General features: G+C 70.4%; 8 protein-coding genes. 4 read left to right on the forward strand and 4 right to left on the reverse strand.

From position 1 onward, the window contains the following. Positions 1-47: 47 nt before the first annotated feature. The 3 genes from IPJ78_00970 to IPJ78_00980 form a co-directional block, all read right to left on the reverse strand. Positions 48-2,546: a vitamin B12-dependent ribonucleotide reductase gene (locus IPJ78_00970; protein MBK7905116.1), complete on the reverse strand. Its 2,499-nt coding sequence runs from the start codon at positions 2,544-2,546 to the stop codon at positions 48-50. A 390-nt stretch (positions 2,547-2,936) separates the two neighbouring features. Beyond that, positions 2,937-3,467: a gamma carbonic anhydrase family protein gene (locus IPJ78_00975; GenBank protein ID MBK7905117.1), complete on the reverse strand. Its 531-nt coding sequence runs from the start codon at positions 3,465-3,467 to the stop codon at positions 2,937-2,939. After that, a complete protein-coding gene (locus IPJ78_00980) occupies positions 3,464-6,373 on the reverse strand; it encodes a hypothetical protein (GenBank protein ID MBK7905118.1) in 2,910 nt (969 codons plus the stop codon). Before IPJ78_00980 ends, IPJ78_00975 begins: the two co-directional genes overlap by 4 nt. A 119-nt stretch (positions 6,374-6,492) precedes the next feature. Here IPJ78_00980 and IPJ78_00985 point away from each other — a divergent pair, with 119 nt between their 5' ends. The 4 genes from IPJ78_00985 (at position 6,493) to IPJ78_01000 (ending at position 12,210) form a co-directional block, all read left to right on the forward strand. Beyond that, entirely contained in the window at positions 6,493-7,656 is a 1,164-nt protein-coding gene (locus tag IPJ78_00985) for an FHA domain-containing protein (GenBank protein ID MBK7905119.1), read from the forward strand. Next, entirely contained in the window at positions 7,653-9,368 is a 1,716-nt protein-coding gene (locus IPJ78_00990) for a protein kinase (GenBank protein MBK7905120.1), read from the forward strand. The genes IPJ78_00985 and IPJ78_00990 overlap by 4 nt, the downstream gene beginning before the upstream one ends. A gap of 98 nt (positions 9,369-9,466) precedes the next feature. Beyond that, entirely contained in the window at positions 9,467-10,744 is a 1,278-nt protein-coding gene (locus IPJ78_00995) for a Stp1/IreP family PP2C-type Ser/Thr phosphatase (GenBank protein MBK7905121.1), read from the forward strand. Beyond that, entirely contained in the window at positions 10,744-12,210 is a 1,467-nt protein-coding gene (locus tag IPJ78_01000; GenBank protein ID MBK7905122.1) for a trypsin-like peptidase domain-containing protein, read from the forward strand. Before IPJ78_00995 ends, IPJ78_01000 begins: the two co-directional genes overlap by 1 nt. Before the next feature lie 10 nt (positions 12,211-12,220). Here IPJ78_01000 and IPJ78_01005 read toward each other — a convergent pair whose 3' ends face one another. Further along, entirely contained in the window at positions 12,221-14,017 is a 1,797-nt protein-coding gene (locus IPJ78_01005; protein ID MBK7905123.1) for a serine/threonine protein kinase, read from the reverse strand. Between the last annotated feature and the right edge of the window lie 20 nt (positions 14,018-14,037).

The raw sequence follows: 14,037 nt of genomic DNA on the forward strand, positions 1-14,037 counted from the left end.
AGGGGCCCGCATCGTTTCCGACCATGACGCTCGTGACCGCTAGTGGCTCAGCCGCACTCGGAGAACCCGCAGACGTGGCACTTCACGCATCCTTCCGCGAACTCCAGCTGGCTCCCGCAATCCGGGCAAGTCCCGATGAACGCATCCCCGCCGCTCATCGCCTCGAACTGCATCTGCGCCCCGCCCTGGCTGGTGACCATCACCGGCGTCGCGGCCGGCGCTGACGGCGCCTGCTGCTCGGCCGTCGTGGTCAGCAGCTCCTGCTGCACGCCGTTCTTGGTGCGCATCCAGTCCTCGAGCGCGAGGCCGATCGCATCCGGCACCGAGAGGACCTTGTTCGGGCCGAGGCCCACGGCGCGGTCGGACGAGATGCCGCGCATCTGGCGGTGCACCTGCGGCATCGAGATGCCCGAGCGGAGCGCGAGCGAGATCAGGCGACCCATCGCCTCGGCGTCGGCCATCGCGCTGCCGCCGGCCTTGCCGAGGTTGATGAACACTTCGAACGGCTGGCCCTTGTCGTCCTCGGTCACGTGGACGAACATCGTGCCGAGCGGGGTCTCCTTGCGGATGGCCGTCGAGCGGAGGATGTCGGGACGCGAGCGCTTCTGGCGGCGCTGGAGGTTCTCGGCCTCGGCGTCGAACAGGAGCTTCTTCAGGCGGTCGTTGTCGCTCGTGATCTCGGCCAGCTGACCCTTGAGCTCGGCGAGTTCGCGCTTGAGCGAGGGATCCTCCTTCGCCCCGTCACGCTTGGCGGCCGCATCGGCGGTCGCACCGGTCGAGAGCACCTGGCCGTCGCGCGAGCCGTCACGGTACACGGTGACGCCCTTGCACTTCATGTCGTACGCCAGCTCGTAGATCGCGCGGACGTCTTCCTTCGTCGCGGTGTGCGCGAAGTTGGTCGTCTTGGAGATCGCGGAGTCGCAGTGCAGCTGGAAGGCGGCCTGCATGCGGATGTGCCACTCGGGCGTGATGTTGTTCGCGGTCGCGAACACGTCCTGCCACTTCTTCGGCACCTCGGCGTGGATCACCGAGCCGGTCTTCGCGATGCGCTCCATGAGCGCGTCGGAGTACCAGCCTTCCTTCTTGGCGATCGCGACGAAGTCCTCGTTCACGTCCGGCATCATGACGCCGGCCTGGTTGCGCATGAAGGCGACGGCGAAGAGCGGCTCGAGGCCCGACGAGCAGCCGGCGATGATCGAGATGGTGCCGGTCGGCGCGACGGTCGTCACGTTGCAGTTGCGGAGCTTCTGCATCGGGCGGATGCGCTCGCCGTGCTCGTCACGCGCGCAGGTCTGGTCCGGGCCCCAGATGGACTGCGCCCACTCGGGGAAGCAGCCGCGCTCGTCGGCGAGGCGCTCGGACTCCTTCTTGCCCTCGACGTCCACGAACTCCATGACCTTGCGCCCGAACTCCACGCCCTCGGCCGAGTCGTACTTGACGCCGAGGCGGATGAGCGCGTCGGCGAAGCCCATCACGCCCAGGCCGATGCGGCGGATGCGCTTGGCGAGCGCGTCGATCTCGGGGAGCGGATACTTGTTGGCGTCGATGATGTTGTCGAGCATCCGCGTGGACAGATGGATGTCGGTCGCGAAGGCCGCCCAGTCCATCTTCCCGTCGACGACATAGTAGCCGACGTTGATCGAGCCGAGGTTGCAGACGTCGTACGGGAGCAGCGGCTGCTCGCCGCAGGGGTTGGTCGCCTCGTAGGCGCCGAGGTGCGGGACCGGGTTGTAGCGGTTGGCCTCGTCGATGAAGAAGACGCCGGGCTCACCGGTGCGCCACGCCCCCTCGATCATCTTGTCCCAGACTTCCTTGGCGTCCATCTGCCCGACGACCTTCTTCGAGATCGGGTCGACCAGGTCGTAGGACGTCCCGGCCTTGAGCGCCTCCATGTACTTGGAGGTGATGGCGACCGAGATGTTGAAGTTGGTGATCTTGGTGAGGTCTTCCTTGCACGCGATGAACTCCATCACGTCGGGATGGTCGACGCGGAGGATGCCCATGTTGGCGCCGCGGCGCGTGCCACCCTGCTTCACCGCGTCGGTGGACGCGTCATAGAGCTGCATGAAGGAGATCGGGCCGCTCGCCACGCCCGTGGTCGAACGCACCATCGAGCCGCGCGAACGCAGCCGCGAGAACGAGAAGCCCGTGCCGCCACCCGACTGATGGATGAGCGCCATCGAACGGAGCGTGTCATAGATGCCGCTGTGGCCGTTGCTCAGCGCGTCCTCGACGGGGAGCACGAAGCAGGCCGAGAGCTGGCCGAGCGGACGCCCGGCGTTCATGAGGGTCGGCGAGTTCGGCTCGAACCGACGCTGCGTCATGAGCTCGTAGAACTTGTTCGCGACCTCCTCGACACGCTTGTCCGTCGCGCCATACCGACGCTCCGGCTCCGCGACCGTGGTCGCGACACGCCAGAACATGTCCTCCGGAGTCTCCACCGCCTTCCCGGCCCGATCCTTCACGAGGTAGCGCTTCTCGAGCACGGTCCGGGCATTCTGGGACAGCGTCGCGGGCGTGGCGGGCGGATTCACCGGAAGCGGCATTGCAACTTCTCCAACGAAGGGTTCTGGACCAAGGGCGAGGGCGAGCAACATACGGCCATCGTGAGGCCGCGCAAGCATTTTGTAAGGTCCTACGAAACAACGAGTTACAAGAGGTCAATCACGAATCGGTCACAGGATGTGGCTTTTCCACGCCACCAGAACTGTCGCCTGTCCCTACCACCGTGCCGACACCGTGACGCCATCCACGCCGTTACAATCCAGCGTCGCAAATCACTACACCCGAACGACTTACGACCGATTCCCCTACACACACCTTCGGGCCCGTTTCGCTCGGGGGACGCAACGTACCCCACCCCCATTCCGCACGCCAGTCCTTGCTCGCAAGCGCGACATGCTGTAGGACCGACGGTCTTAATTCGCCCGACGCAACTATTCCGCGGTCACGCCGCGGTAACGCTCCTTCAACGCCACGTACGTCCGCCAGTTCGCTGCCACCCGCGCCCGCTGCTCCTCCGTGAGCGCACGCATCACCTTCGCCGGCACGCCCGCCACCAGCGCCTCCGACGGCAGCACGCGCCCCTCGCCCACCACCGCGCCGGCCGCGACCAAGGTCCCCATCCCCACCACCGCGCCATTCAGCACCACCGCGCCGATCCCGATCAACGCCCCGTCCTCCACGGTGCACCCATGCACCACGGCGCGATGCCCGATCGTCACCCCCGCGCCCACCACGCACGGCTTCCCCGCGTCGCAGTGCAGCACCGCCCCGTCCTGCACGTTGCTCCCGCGTCCCACGCGGATCGACTCCACGTCGCCGCGCAGCACCGCGCCGGGCCAGACGCTCACGTCCGCCTCGAGCGTGACGTTCCCGATGATCACCGCCGTGGGATGCACCCAGGCGGTCGGATGGATGGTCGGCGTCCCGAAGGCCGACTCGTGCGGGTCGCGTGCGGTGGTCAGAACGAACTCCCCAGCGAGAAGTAGACGGTGTTGGACTTGGCGGCGAACGCCTCGCCGCGCACGGGATGGGCGAACCCCAGACGGAAGCGATAGACCTGGTCGTACTGGATCGCCGCATCCACCCCGAGCTCGCCGCCGACCGACGCCAGCGTCGTGCGCGCGGGGAGCGTCGCCGGACAGATGAACGAGCCCGCCACGGGGAACTCGCACCAGGCGCGCCCCGCGTCGGCGAACGCCGTCACCGACGTCTTCTGGAAGAAGACGGGCAGCAGCTTCACGCCGCGCCCGAGGAGCGTGAGCGGCGCGCGGTACTCCACGCTCGCGGCGAGCGCGCGCACGCCGAGCTGCGCGCCGCCGGGGAACCCGCGCACGCCGAACGTCCGCCGCGTGGACCCGATCACCATCCCGGGCAGCACCTCGAGCGAACTCCCGCTCACGCCGCCCGCACCGAAGGCCGCCGTGGTCGCATGCCCGGTCACGCCGTACGCGCCGCGCACGGCGATCACGTGCCGCGCGAAGCCCGGGAACGGGATCGACTTCGCCGCCGATCCGCTCACGATCGTCTCGCCCACGTCCTCGAAGTTCACGCCGACGTTGAAGCGCTCGCGGTGCGTCACACTTCCCGTGATCCCGTCCTCGGGCGAGACGGCGTTCGACGGGCGTTGCATGGTGCTGAAGCCGAGCGTCGCCTGCACGGCGTGCGAGTAGTTCTCGCGTTCGAGCGCGAGGTTGCCGAGTGCAGGGATCAAGCCGCCCGGATACGAGCGATACCGCACCGCCTGGAACTCGCCACCCAGCACCGCATGGCTCGAGAAGCGGATCCGCGGCCGCTCGGCGATCACGTTGAACTCCACCCGCTGCGCGCGCTGGCCGAGGTAGCCGACGAAGTCGCCGCCGGTGTTCCGGATGACGCCGTGCTCCCACTCGTTGAACAGGTCCACCTGCAGCACGGGGACGCCGAACCCCGCGAAGGCGTAGGCGGCGTGCGCGGTCCACTCCTCGCGGTTCGGCTCGAGCGAGGCCTCGAGCGCCCAGGCGTGGCGACCGACGACATCATGTGCCGCGGACATCGCGCCGATCGACGCGGTCCCGGGGTCGGTGGTGATCACGACCGGCAGCCACCAGCTCGGATAGAGCTGCTCCCACGGCGAGTAGTCGGACTCGATCGCCTCGCGCGCCTCGGCCGCCGGTGCGAGCGGCCGGAGCGGATCGGGCAGCGTATCCGCGGCGGGCAGTTCGAGCGGGACCATCGTCGGTCGATCGCGCAGCACGACATGGTAGCCGTCGGCCCGGAGCTCGACCGCGGCCACGCGACGCCCGCTCGGCGAGACATCCGGCGTGTGCAGGATGGTCGCACTCGTCCAGACGCGGCCGTAGGCCCCCGTCCGCACATCGCCTCTATATATGAGGGCGCGCCCTTCGTGATCGCTCACGAACAGCAGCGTCGTGTCGCCCGGCTCCCACACCGGCGACGAGACGACGGTCATCCGCTCGCCGCGCGGCGCGAAGCTCCGCTGCGGGCGGCCGGTGCGGTCCATCACGACCACCGCGTTGCGGCCGCCGCGCTCCCAGCGCACGGCGACGATGCGCTGCCCATCGCGCGAGAACCGCGGCTCCGCCCAGGTACGGTCGAGCGTGCCGAGCACGACGTCGCGCGTGACGAAGTCATCGGCGGGATCGACGGTGACGAGGCTCGTCGTCCCGGGGTCGGTGCGCACGGCGACGATCATCCCGCTCGCGGCATGCACATCGGGCGAGGAGAGCCGCTCGCCACGCGTGACGGCGCGGCGACGGAGGCCGCTCCCCGTGTAGAGCTCGCTGCGCAGGGTGTACGGGTCGGTGAAGTCGAGTTCGCCCTGCACCGAGCCGCGATCGCCGAAGGGCGCGCTGATGTCCACGCTGTTGCGGCGTCCGAGCCGGACGCGCCGGCCCTCGAGGTCGAGCCGATACGCGCCGGGCGTCCGGCGCGCCTCGTCGGCGACGTAGAGGAGCGCATCGTCGCGCACGAACCGAGGGAAGCGGGCGGTGAAGCCCTCGTCGGTGAGGGTCGTCGCGGGGTCCACGGCGATGCGGATGGCCGTCTCGCGCCGGACCACCGAGTCGCGCCACTCGGTCCAGCGAGCGGTGAAGTCGACGCCGAAGGCGTCCTTCGCGTTGCGGTCGTGCCTCCAAGGGAGGAGCCGCGCGCTCGACGCCTCGACGAAGCGCCCCATGCGCGCGGAGTCCGCGCGCGTGACCGCGTAGCTGCCGAACAGATAGGCGGCATTGCCGCCGGGGAAGAACGGCGTCTCGATGGAGAGCGCGTCGAGCGACGGCAGACGGCCTTCGATGGCGGCCGCGCGCACGTAGGCGGGGAACTCGGTGCCGCGGAGGCGGCCCCCGCCGGCGAGCTTGCTCTCGTAATGGACGGCGAGCCCTTCGGTGATCCAGCGCGGCGCGTACGTGTTGGGGAAGAGCGGTGCGGCGCGCCCGAAGACGCGCTGCCCGAGCGCCCAGATCCCCTTCACCCGGTCGAGGTGGAAGATGTGGACCAGCTCGTGGGTCACGAGGAGGCGGTTCCAGTCCTCGTGATTGCGGAGCGCGTGGTCCTCGACGGGTGGCCGTGCGTACACCACGATGCGGTTGGTGGGGTACGGTGTCGCGTAACCGTTGGCGTAGTCGGCGTTGTCCGCGACGACGATATCGACCATGGTGCGCGGCGGCACCAGTTCGTTGCGCAGCTCGGCCCAGGCGGCCTCGGCGTTGGCGGCGGTCCGGCGGGCGAGGGTCTCGAGCTCCGGGGTGAAGTGGACCCGGAAGTGCTCGGTGGTGAGGGTGCGCCACTCGAGGTCGGGGCGGACCTGCGCCGTGGCGCGCAGGGGGAGCAGTTGGGCCGCCACGAAGGCGACCAGGCGGAGGCGGGTCATGAGGTGCACGGGGCCAAAGTCTATCCCTCCCGGGGGTGACGTGCATCCTCGGCGCGGCTTCTCCCGTAGTGGCCGCGCCAGCCATATATTCGCCGGATTCCCTCTCGCCCCTGGATCCCTTGACCACCCGATGCGCAGTCTGCGGCCGTGAGAACGACCCGGCCTCGAAGTTCTGCATCGATTGCGGCAAGCCCATCGCCCCGAGCGGTGCGGTGAGCGCGGCGCTCGGTGAGACGATCGGGGGCGTGTACCACCAAGACCCCAAGGCCAAGTTCGGGGTTCCGGCGACCCGCGTCTCGGCGAGCGCGCCCCCGGCGGCCGGCCTGGGCTCCACCGGTCCGGCGCGACCGGGTCCGTCGATCCCGCCGCTCTCGGCGATGCCCCCGGGCAAGGCCCCCTGCCCGACCTGCGGGACGGCCGTGGACCCGTCGCTCCCCTTCTGTCCGAAGTGCGGCGGGCGGGTCGCGGGACAGCCGCCGCAGCCGGCCCCCTCGCGCGCGGTGTGCGGCGGTTGCGGCAACGCCGTGGTGCCCGGAGTGGACGTCTTCTGCGCGCGGTGCGGGACCCGCGTCGCGGCGACGGTCGCGGCTCCCACCCCAGCGGTGGGGACGGCCGTCTTCTCGGCGACCGGGGCCGGGCTCGGCCCCAAGCTCTCGCTCCTCGACGGGGCCGGCGCGGTGAAGAAGACGGAGACGCTGCCTGGTCCCGAGGCGACGCTGGGGCGGTCGGACGGCGAGCTGCGCTTCCCCGACGACACCTTCATGAGCCCCGTCCACGCGCAGTTCTCGATGCGCGACGGGCAGTTGTTCATCCGCGATCTCGGGTCCCGGAACGGGACGTGGCTCTTCATGCAGGAGCCATACAAGCTGGCCGACGGCGACACGATCCTCGTCGGGTCGCAGCTGCTCCGGTTCCGGCGCCTCGGCTACCCCGGCCCTCAGCCGGCCGAGGCCGATGCCACGAGGCGCCTTGGATCGTCCACCCCGAGTGCGGACATCGCCGTCCTGCAGCAGTTGCGGGCGGACGGCAGTGCGCGCGACAACTGCCACCTTTCGCCCAGCCGGAACGTCGTGATCGGCCGGGCGGAGGGGGATTGGGTGTTCGCGTACGACAAGACGATGAGCGGCCGGCACGCCGAGATCCGGAGCGAGGACCTCGACTTCATCGTGCTCGACCTCGGGAGCCGGAACGGGATCGCGATCGCCGTGCGCGGCGAGCGCCAGGTGAAGGCCGGGCAGAAGCTGCTGATCGGGGACCAGACCATGCGTGTGGAGAGCTTGTGAGCGAACAGAAGACCTGTCCCACCTGCGGCACCGAGTATCCGCTCAGCGAGCGCTTCTGCCCGCGGGACGGGACGGCGTTGCGCTCGTCGAACACGCAGGACCTGCTCGGGTCGGTGGTCGCCGACCGTTACCACATCCTGAAGAAGCTCGGCGAAGGCGGCATGGGGACGGTGTACCTCGCCGAGCATGTGAAGATGGGGCGCAAGAGCGCGCTCAAGGTGATGAACCCGGGGATGAACACCGACCCGGACGCGATCGCCCGGTTCAATCGCGAGGCGTCGAACGCCTCGCGGCTGAGCCACCCGAACATCTGCGGCATCTACGACTTCGGCGAGACGTCGGAAGGACTGATCTACCTCGCGATGGAGTTCATCGAGGGCTCGTCGCTGACGTCGCTGATCGAGAAGGGCGGCTCGCTTCCCGCGCCGCGCGCGGCGAGCATCGTGCACCAGACGGCCGACGCGCTGCAGGTGGCGCATGACGCGGGGATCGTGCACCGCGACCTGAAGCCCGACAACATCATGGTCGCGAAGGGTCGCGACGGCTCGGACCAGGTGAAGGTGGTGGACTTCGGGATCGCGAAGGCGAGCTCGAGCGACGCGCAGAAGGTGACGAAGACGGGCCTCGTGGTGGGCACGCCGGAGTACATGAGCCCCGAGCAGCTCGCGGGGGACAAGCTCGACGGGCGGTCGGACATCTATTCGCTCGGGCTCGTGGCGTTCAACTGCCTCACGGGGACGCTCCCCTTCCCGTCGAACTCGGCGCAGGAGGCGATGATCATGCGCCTCACCGACCGGCCGAAGACGCTGGCGGAGATGATGCCGGAGAAGAGCTGGCCGGAGACGCTGCAGGCGACGCTCGACAAGGCGCTGGCGCGCGATGCGGACGACCGGTACGCGAGCGCGGCGCAGTTCGGTCGCGACTTCGCGGCGGCGATCGCGGACATGCCGATGACGCAGGCGGTCGAGGCGGGCACGATGATCGTGAACGCGGCGGCGGCGGGTGCGGCGGCGAAGGAGATCGCGAAGACGCGCGTGGCGCCCGAGGGGCGTCCGAGCGCGAACACGATGCCGATGCAGGCGGCCGGCGCCGCGAAGAAGGGCGCGGCGAAGGCGGCGCCTGTGGAGGTGGTGAAGAAGAGCGCGATGCCGATGGTGCTCGGGGGCGTGGGCGGGCTCGCGGTAGTGGGGTTCGCGGCGATGAAGTTCCTCGGTGGCCCTACGCCGACCGTTGCGCCGCCGGGGCCTGGCACGCAGACCCGGCCGGATTCGCAGGTGGCACAGGTGCCGGACCCCACGCCTGCCGCGTCGGATACGGGTGCGGGGACGAAGGTGGTGACGCCGCCGCGACCGGATCCGAACCTGCTGTCGAAGTCAGGCGCCCCGACGCCGACGAAGTCGCCGACGACGGTCCCCGCTCCGACGACCCCGGCTGGGCCCAGCGTGATGTCCCGACTCGAGACCTGGCTCAACGAGGTCCAGACCGAAGGCGTGTCGAAGTCCGCCGCGCGCCGGGTCCTCGCCGATGTCGAACAGCTCCAACCTTCGCTCACCGGGATGCAACTCGCCGAGTCGCACTTCGTCGCGCTGATGTCGTACGTCGCGCTCGAGGACGAGACCGGTGCTTGCCGAGTGGCACGCATCGTGAAGGGTACGCATCCGGACCGGACGCGCGTGACGGCCGCAGGCCAGATCGTCGATGCCTGTCCGTGACCTGCATCACGTTGCCCCACAACGACATACTGTCGCATCCGACCTCTGTCCAGTAAAATGCTGGTAACCCTTTCTCTTCAACCTCGTACTCGCGCCTCGTGACGGGACCAAACACGCCGCAGGGTGACGTCATCGTTCACGTCTTCGGACGGACCGACGTCGGTCGCACGCGCGAACACAACGAGGACACGTTCACCGTCGCCGACCTGTCGACGATGAATGCGTCGCTGCAGCCCGAGGTCCGGACGCATGTCACCGGCTCGCGCGGCACGCTCTTCATGGTCGCCGACGGCATGGGCGGTGCGGCGGCGGGTGAGGTCGCCTCGGCGATGGCGACCGAGGTCGTCCTCGCGGAGATGGACAAGCGCTGGCGCATCTCCGACGACCACGACCCGGAGATGTTCGCGCACTCGCTGCGTGTCGCCACCGAGGTCGCCAACACGCGGATCCACGCCTACGCGCAGGCGCATCCCGAGAACCGCGGCATGGGCACCACCGCGACCATCGTCGGGCTGCTCCACGATACGCTCTACGTCTGCCAGGTGGGCGACTCGCGCGCCTACCTCGTCCGCGACGGCGTCTGCTCGCAGATCACGAAGGACCAGTCGCTCATGCAGAAGCTCGTCGAGGCCGGCGAGCTCACCGCCGAGGAGGCCGAGGTCTCGGAGCGGCGCAACATCATCCTGCAGGCGCTCGGCCCCGAGCCGATCGTGAAGGTGGACCTCACGTCGCAGCAGGTGAAGCGCGGCGACACGCTGGTGCTCTGCTCGGACGGCCTCTCGGGCCAGGTCCGCGCGCACGAGATGGCGCAGATCGTGAAGGAGAACACCGACCTCGTGCAGGTCTGCAAGAAGCTGATCGACCTCGCGAACGAGGCGGGCGGCCCCGACAACATCACGGTGGTCGCGGCGCGCTTCGAAGGCCCGGGCCTCGTGGAGACCGGCGCCGAGCAGCCGGCGCATCGCGTCTACCGCGGCTCGCAGCAGCAGCGCAGCACGGTGCCGCTCGACCGCGGCTCGGTCCCCGCCCTCGCGGCGATGGACATCTCGGAGATGCCGACGCTCGAGACCGAGCTGTCGCTCGGCAAGATGCGCACGCCGCGCGTCAATGCCGCGGTCGATCCGTCGGCGGAGACGGTGGAGGTCTCGCCGCGCGAGGTCGCGGCCGGTCCGGTGAAGGTCGGCACCGCGAAGGCCGCGCCCTCCGGGACGCCGCCGCTCGAGACCGTCGAGATCGCCCCCGCGCGTCCGCGGCCGCCGGCCGCGCCCAAGCAGCCCAAGGTCGAGCCGAGCCAGCTCCGGCTCATCTTCGGCGCGCTCGCGGTCGTGGTGCTGGTGGTGTACGTCCTGCGCTGGTTCGTCCTCAAGGGCGAGTGATGTCGGTCGAGTTCCGCATCACCACCGGCGCCCGTGCGGGCGCGAGTGAGCGGTTCGAGAAGTCGGTGGTGTCCATCGGACGCCACCCCATGAACGACCTGCGCTTCGACGCGAACAAGGACATCGACGTCTCCGGCCGCCACGCCGAGCTCCGCTCGGTGGGCGGCCGCCACGTCCTGCACGACATCGGGAGCACCAACGGCACCTTCGTGAACGGCGATCGCATCACCGAGCGCGAACTGGTGGATGGCGACCTCGTCACCTTCGGCGCGGGCGGGCCGCAGGTGAGCTTCCATGTGGTGAGCACGGCGTCCGCCCCCTCGCCCGCGACGCGGGTGGACTCGGCGGACCGCCCCGCGCCGGTGAGCCCGGAGCCGGTGCGCACGACGGCGGCGCCGCACGCGGCCAAGCCGGCGGCGCCCAAGGCCCCGGCCGCGAAGGCGCCCGAGGCCAAGCCGCGCCTCAACACCGAGGTCCGCGTCGCGATGGCGGTCGAGAAGCAGACCGGCAAGCTCCGCCAGATGGTGATCGCGCTGGGCGCGCTCGTCGTCGTGGGCGGCGCCGGCGCGGCCTGGGTCCTCTCCAAGCAGGCCGACCTCGCGCAGCAGCAGGTCGCGGCGCTGCTCGCGGCCAACGACTCGCTCTCGCGGTCGTTCGAGGCGCGCCTGCGCGCGACGGGCATCGCCGACGCGGCGCTCTCGGCGGCGCGGGCCGAGCGTGACAGCCTCGACAAGGCGCTGCGCGCCCAGCAGGCGGCCGGCGCCGACGTGAGCGCGCTCTCCGCCGCGATGCGCTCGTCGCAGCAGCGCACCGCGAGCCTCGCCGGGACCGACTACGCCGCCATCGCCGAGGCCAACAAGCCGGCGATCGTCTTCATCGCGGTGCAGATGCCGGACGGCTCGCCGTCGAGCGGCACGGGCTTCAACATCCTGCCGAGCGGGCTCATCGTCACCAACCGGCACGTGGTGCAGGCGTCGAACGGCACGCGGGCGACGCGCGTGGGCGTGATCTTCGAGGGACAGCAGGGCGCGTGGCGCGAAGCGCGGATCGAGTACGTGAGCGACACCGACGAGCTCGCGCTGCTGCGGCTGGTGACGCCGGGGAACCACCCCATCGTGAGCGGCATCGCCGGCGACGCGCGGAGCGTGCGGCTCGCGAACCCCATCGCGCTGCTCGGGTACCCGCTCGGCACCGGCACCGCCGGGATGGACGGCGACATCAACACGCTCAAGCCGGTCGCGACGATGAACATCGGCACGGTGAGCAAGGTGCTCGACGACAACGTGCAGCTCGACGTCTACGCGGCGCCGGGGTCGAGCGGCTCGCCGGTGTTCGACAGCCGCGGTCTGGTGATCGGCGTGCTCTACGGCGCGGCGCGCGAGAGCGAGGGGCGCATCATCTACTCGGTGCCGAGCTCGCGTCTCGCGAAGCAACTGCCCGCGGACGCCGCGGGCGTCATCCGCTGACCGACGCCCCTTACGGCAGCTGCGGCTGAGCGGGCGGGCGAGGCGGCATCTGCCGGAAGCGCGCCCGTTCCATCTCGACCATCATCGGCAGGACCTGCGGCATCATCGCGCCGATGCCCGCCGTGGGGTCGCTCGCGAGCACCGGGCTCGCGATCACGCGGCGATCCATCCCCTGCGCCGCGTGCAGGTCGTGCACCGTGATGAGCCGCACCACGCTGTCCTTCGACGGCACCAGCGAGACGGAGACGATGAAGTCGGCGGAGAGGCGCATCTTCACGCCGTCGATGGTGCGCGACTCGCGGAGCGCGGCGGCGACGGAGTCGGCAGCGATCACCATGTAGCGCGGCGACGCGTCGATCCGCAGGCGCAGCGAATCGACGAGCGCGGCGGCGACCTTGTCGACATCGGGCCGCGAGCGTGACGGCCGCGGCGGCGCGACGACCACGCGCCGCGGCTCGGTGGAGCGCATCCCCGGCGGCGGGCCGGGTGGCCGCCCCGCATCGAGCGCGCCCTCCATGTTCGTCGCGAGCGCGGTCGCCTCGGCGATCTGCGCGGCACCGCTCGGGCCCTGGACCACGCGCGTCCGGGCGACGCCCATCCGCGCGCCCAACTGCACGAGCGAGTCGAGCACCGCGCGCTGGATCTGCTGGCGGATGGAGTCGGCGAGCTCGGCGATGGCGGCGGGATCGGTGCGGCCGACGGGCCGCGCGAGCCGGTCGCTCACCGCCTTGGCGATCGCCATCGAATCCTCGCGCGTGAGCATCGCCGCGGCGGAGGAGACGACCTCCATGGAGTCGGCGGTCGCGAGCGAGTCGCGGAAGGCCTCGCTGACGGTCTCGGTGGCCGACTGCTCGCCGGCGATCCAGGCGGTCGCGATCACCGCCGCACCCGCGGCGACGAGCCCGAGCGTGCGCCCGACGGACGGCTTGCGCGTGGGACGGATCGGCGCGAGGTGCTGCCCCGACGTGAGCGCGATGTCGTCGAGCGCGGTGACCACCTCGCTCGCGTCCTGCGGACGCTCCTCGGGGAGCTTGGCGAGCAGGCGCGCGATGAGCGCGGCCAGCGGCGGCGGCACGTCGCCACGCGACTCGGCCAGCGGCGCCGGCTCGCGCGTGAGCTGCGCGGCCATCGTCTTCTGCGGCGAGTCCTCCTTGAAGGGGACCTTGCCGGTGAGCATCTCGTAGCCGAGCAGGCCGAGCGCATAGAGGTCCATGCGATGGTCGGCCGCGGGATCGGCGGCGATCTGCTCGGGGGCCATGTACGCCGGCGTGCCGATGGCCATGCCCGCGCTCGTGAAGCCGGAGCTCGGCATGGAGGCCGAGATGGCCTTCGCAACGCCGAAGTCGGTGACGAGGGCGTGCGAGCCCATCAGCAGGACGTTGCCCGGCTTGATGTCGCGATGGATGACCCCGAGCCCGTGCGCGTAGTCGAGCGCCTCGGCGACGTCGCGCATGATGCGCACGACGTCCTTGATGGCGTAGCTCGCGCCGCCGGCGATCGCCTCGCGCAGCGACTGGCCGTTGATGAACGGCATGGTGTACCAGATGAGCGTGCCCTGCTCGCCGGCCGAGAGGAGCGGCACGACATGCGGATGTTGGAGCTGGGCGGCGACCTGGATCTCGCGCCGGAAGCGCTCGTGGTTCACGCCCGCGGCGAGCTCGGGCGGGAGCACCTTCACGACCACCTTGCGGGCGAGCGCGACATCGGTGGCGACGAAGACGCGCGACATGCCGCCGCCCGTGAGTTCACGCTCGAGCGTGTACCCCGGGGCGAGCGCTTGCTGCAGGATGTCGGCGAAGTCGGACATGATGTGCGTTTGACCTGCTG

Source organism: Gemmatimonadota bacterium, from assembly GCA_016714015.1.
GTDB lineage: Bacteria > Gemmatimonadota > Gemmatimonadetes > Gemmatimonadales > Gemmatimonadaceae > Pseudogemmatithrix.

What these genes read in the sequence shown, in the direction of transcription:
- IPJ78_00970 (MBK7905116.1), bottom strand. Translation starts at nt 2,546, where the DNA reads ATGCCGCTTCCGGTGAATCCGCCCGCCACGCCCGCGACGCTGTCCCAG.
- IPJ78_00980 (MBK7905118.1), bottom strand. Translation starts at nt 6,373, where the DNA reads ATGACCCGCCTCCGCCTGGTCGCCTTCGTGGCGGCCCAACTGCTCCCC.
- IPJ78_01000 (MBK7905122.1), top strand. Translation starts at nt 10,744, where the DNA reads ATGTCGGTCGAGTTCCGCATCACCACCGGCGCCCGTGCGGGCGCGAGT.
- IPJ78_01005 (MBK7905123.1), bottom strand. Translation starts at nt 14,017, where the DNA reads ATGTCCGACTTCGCCGACATCCTGCAGCAAGCGCTCGCCCCGGGGTAC.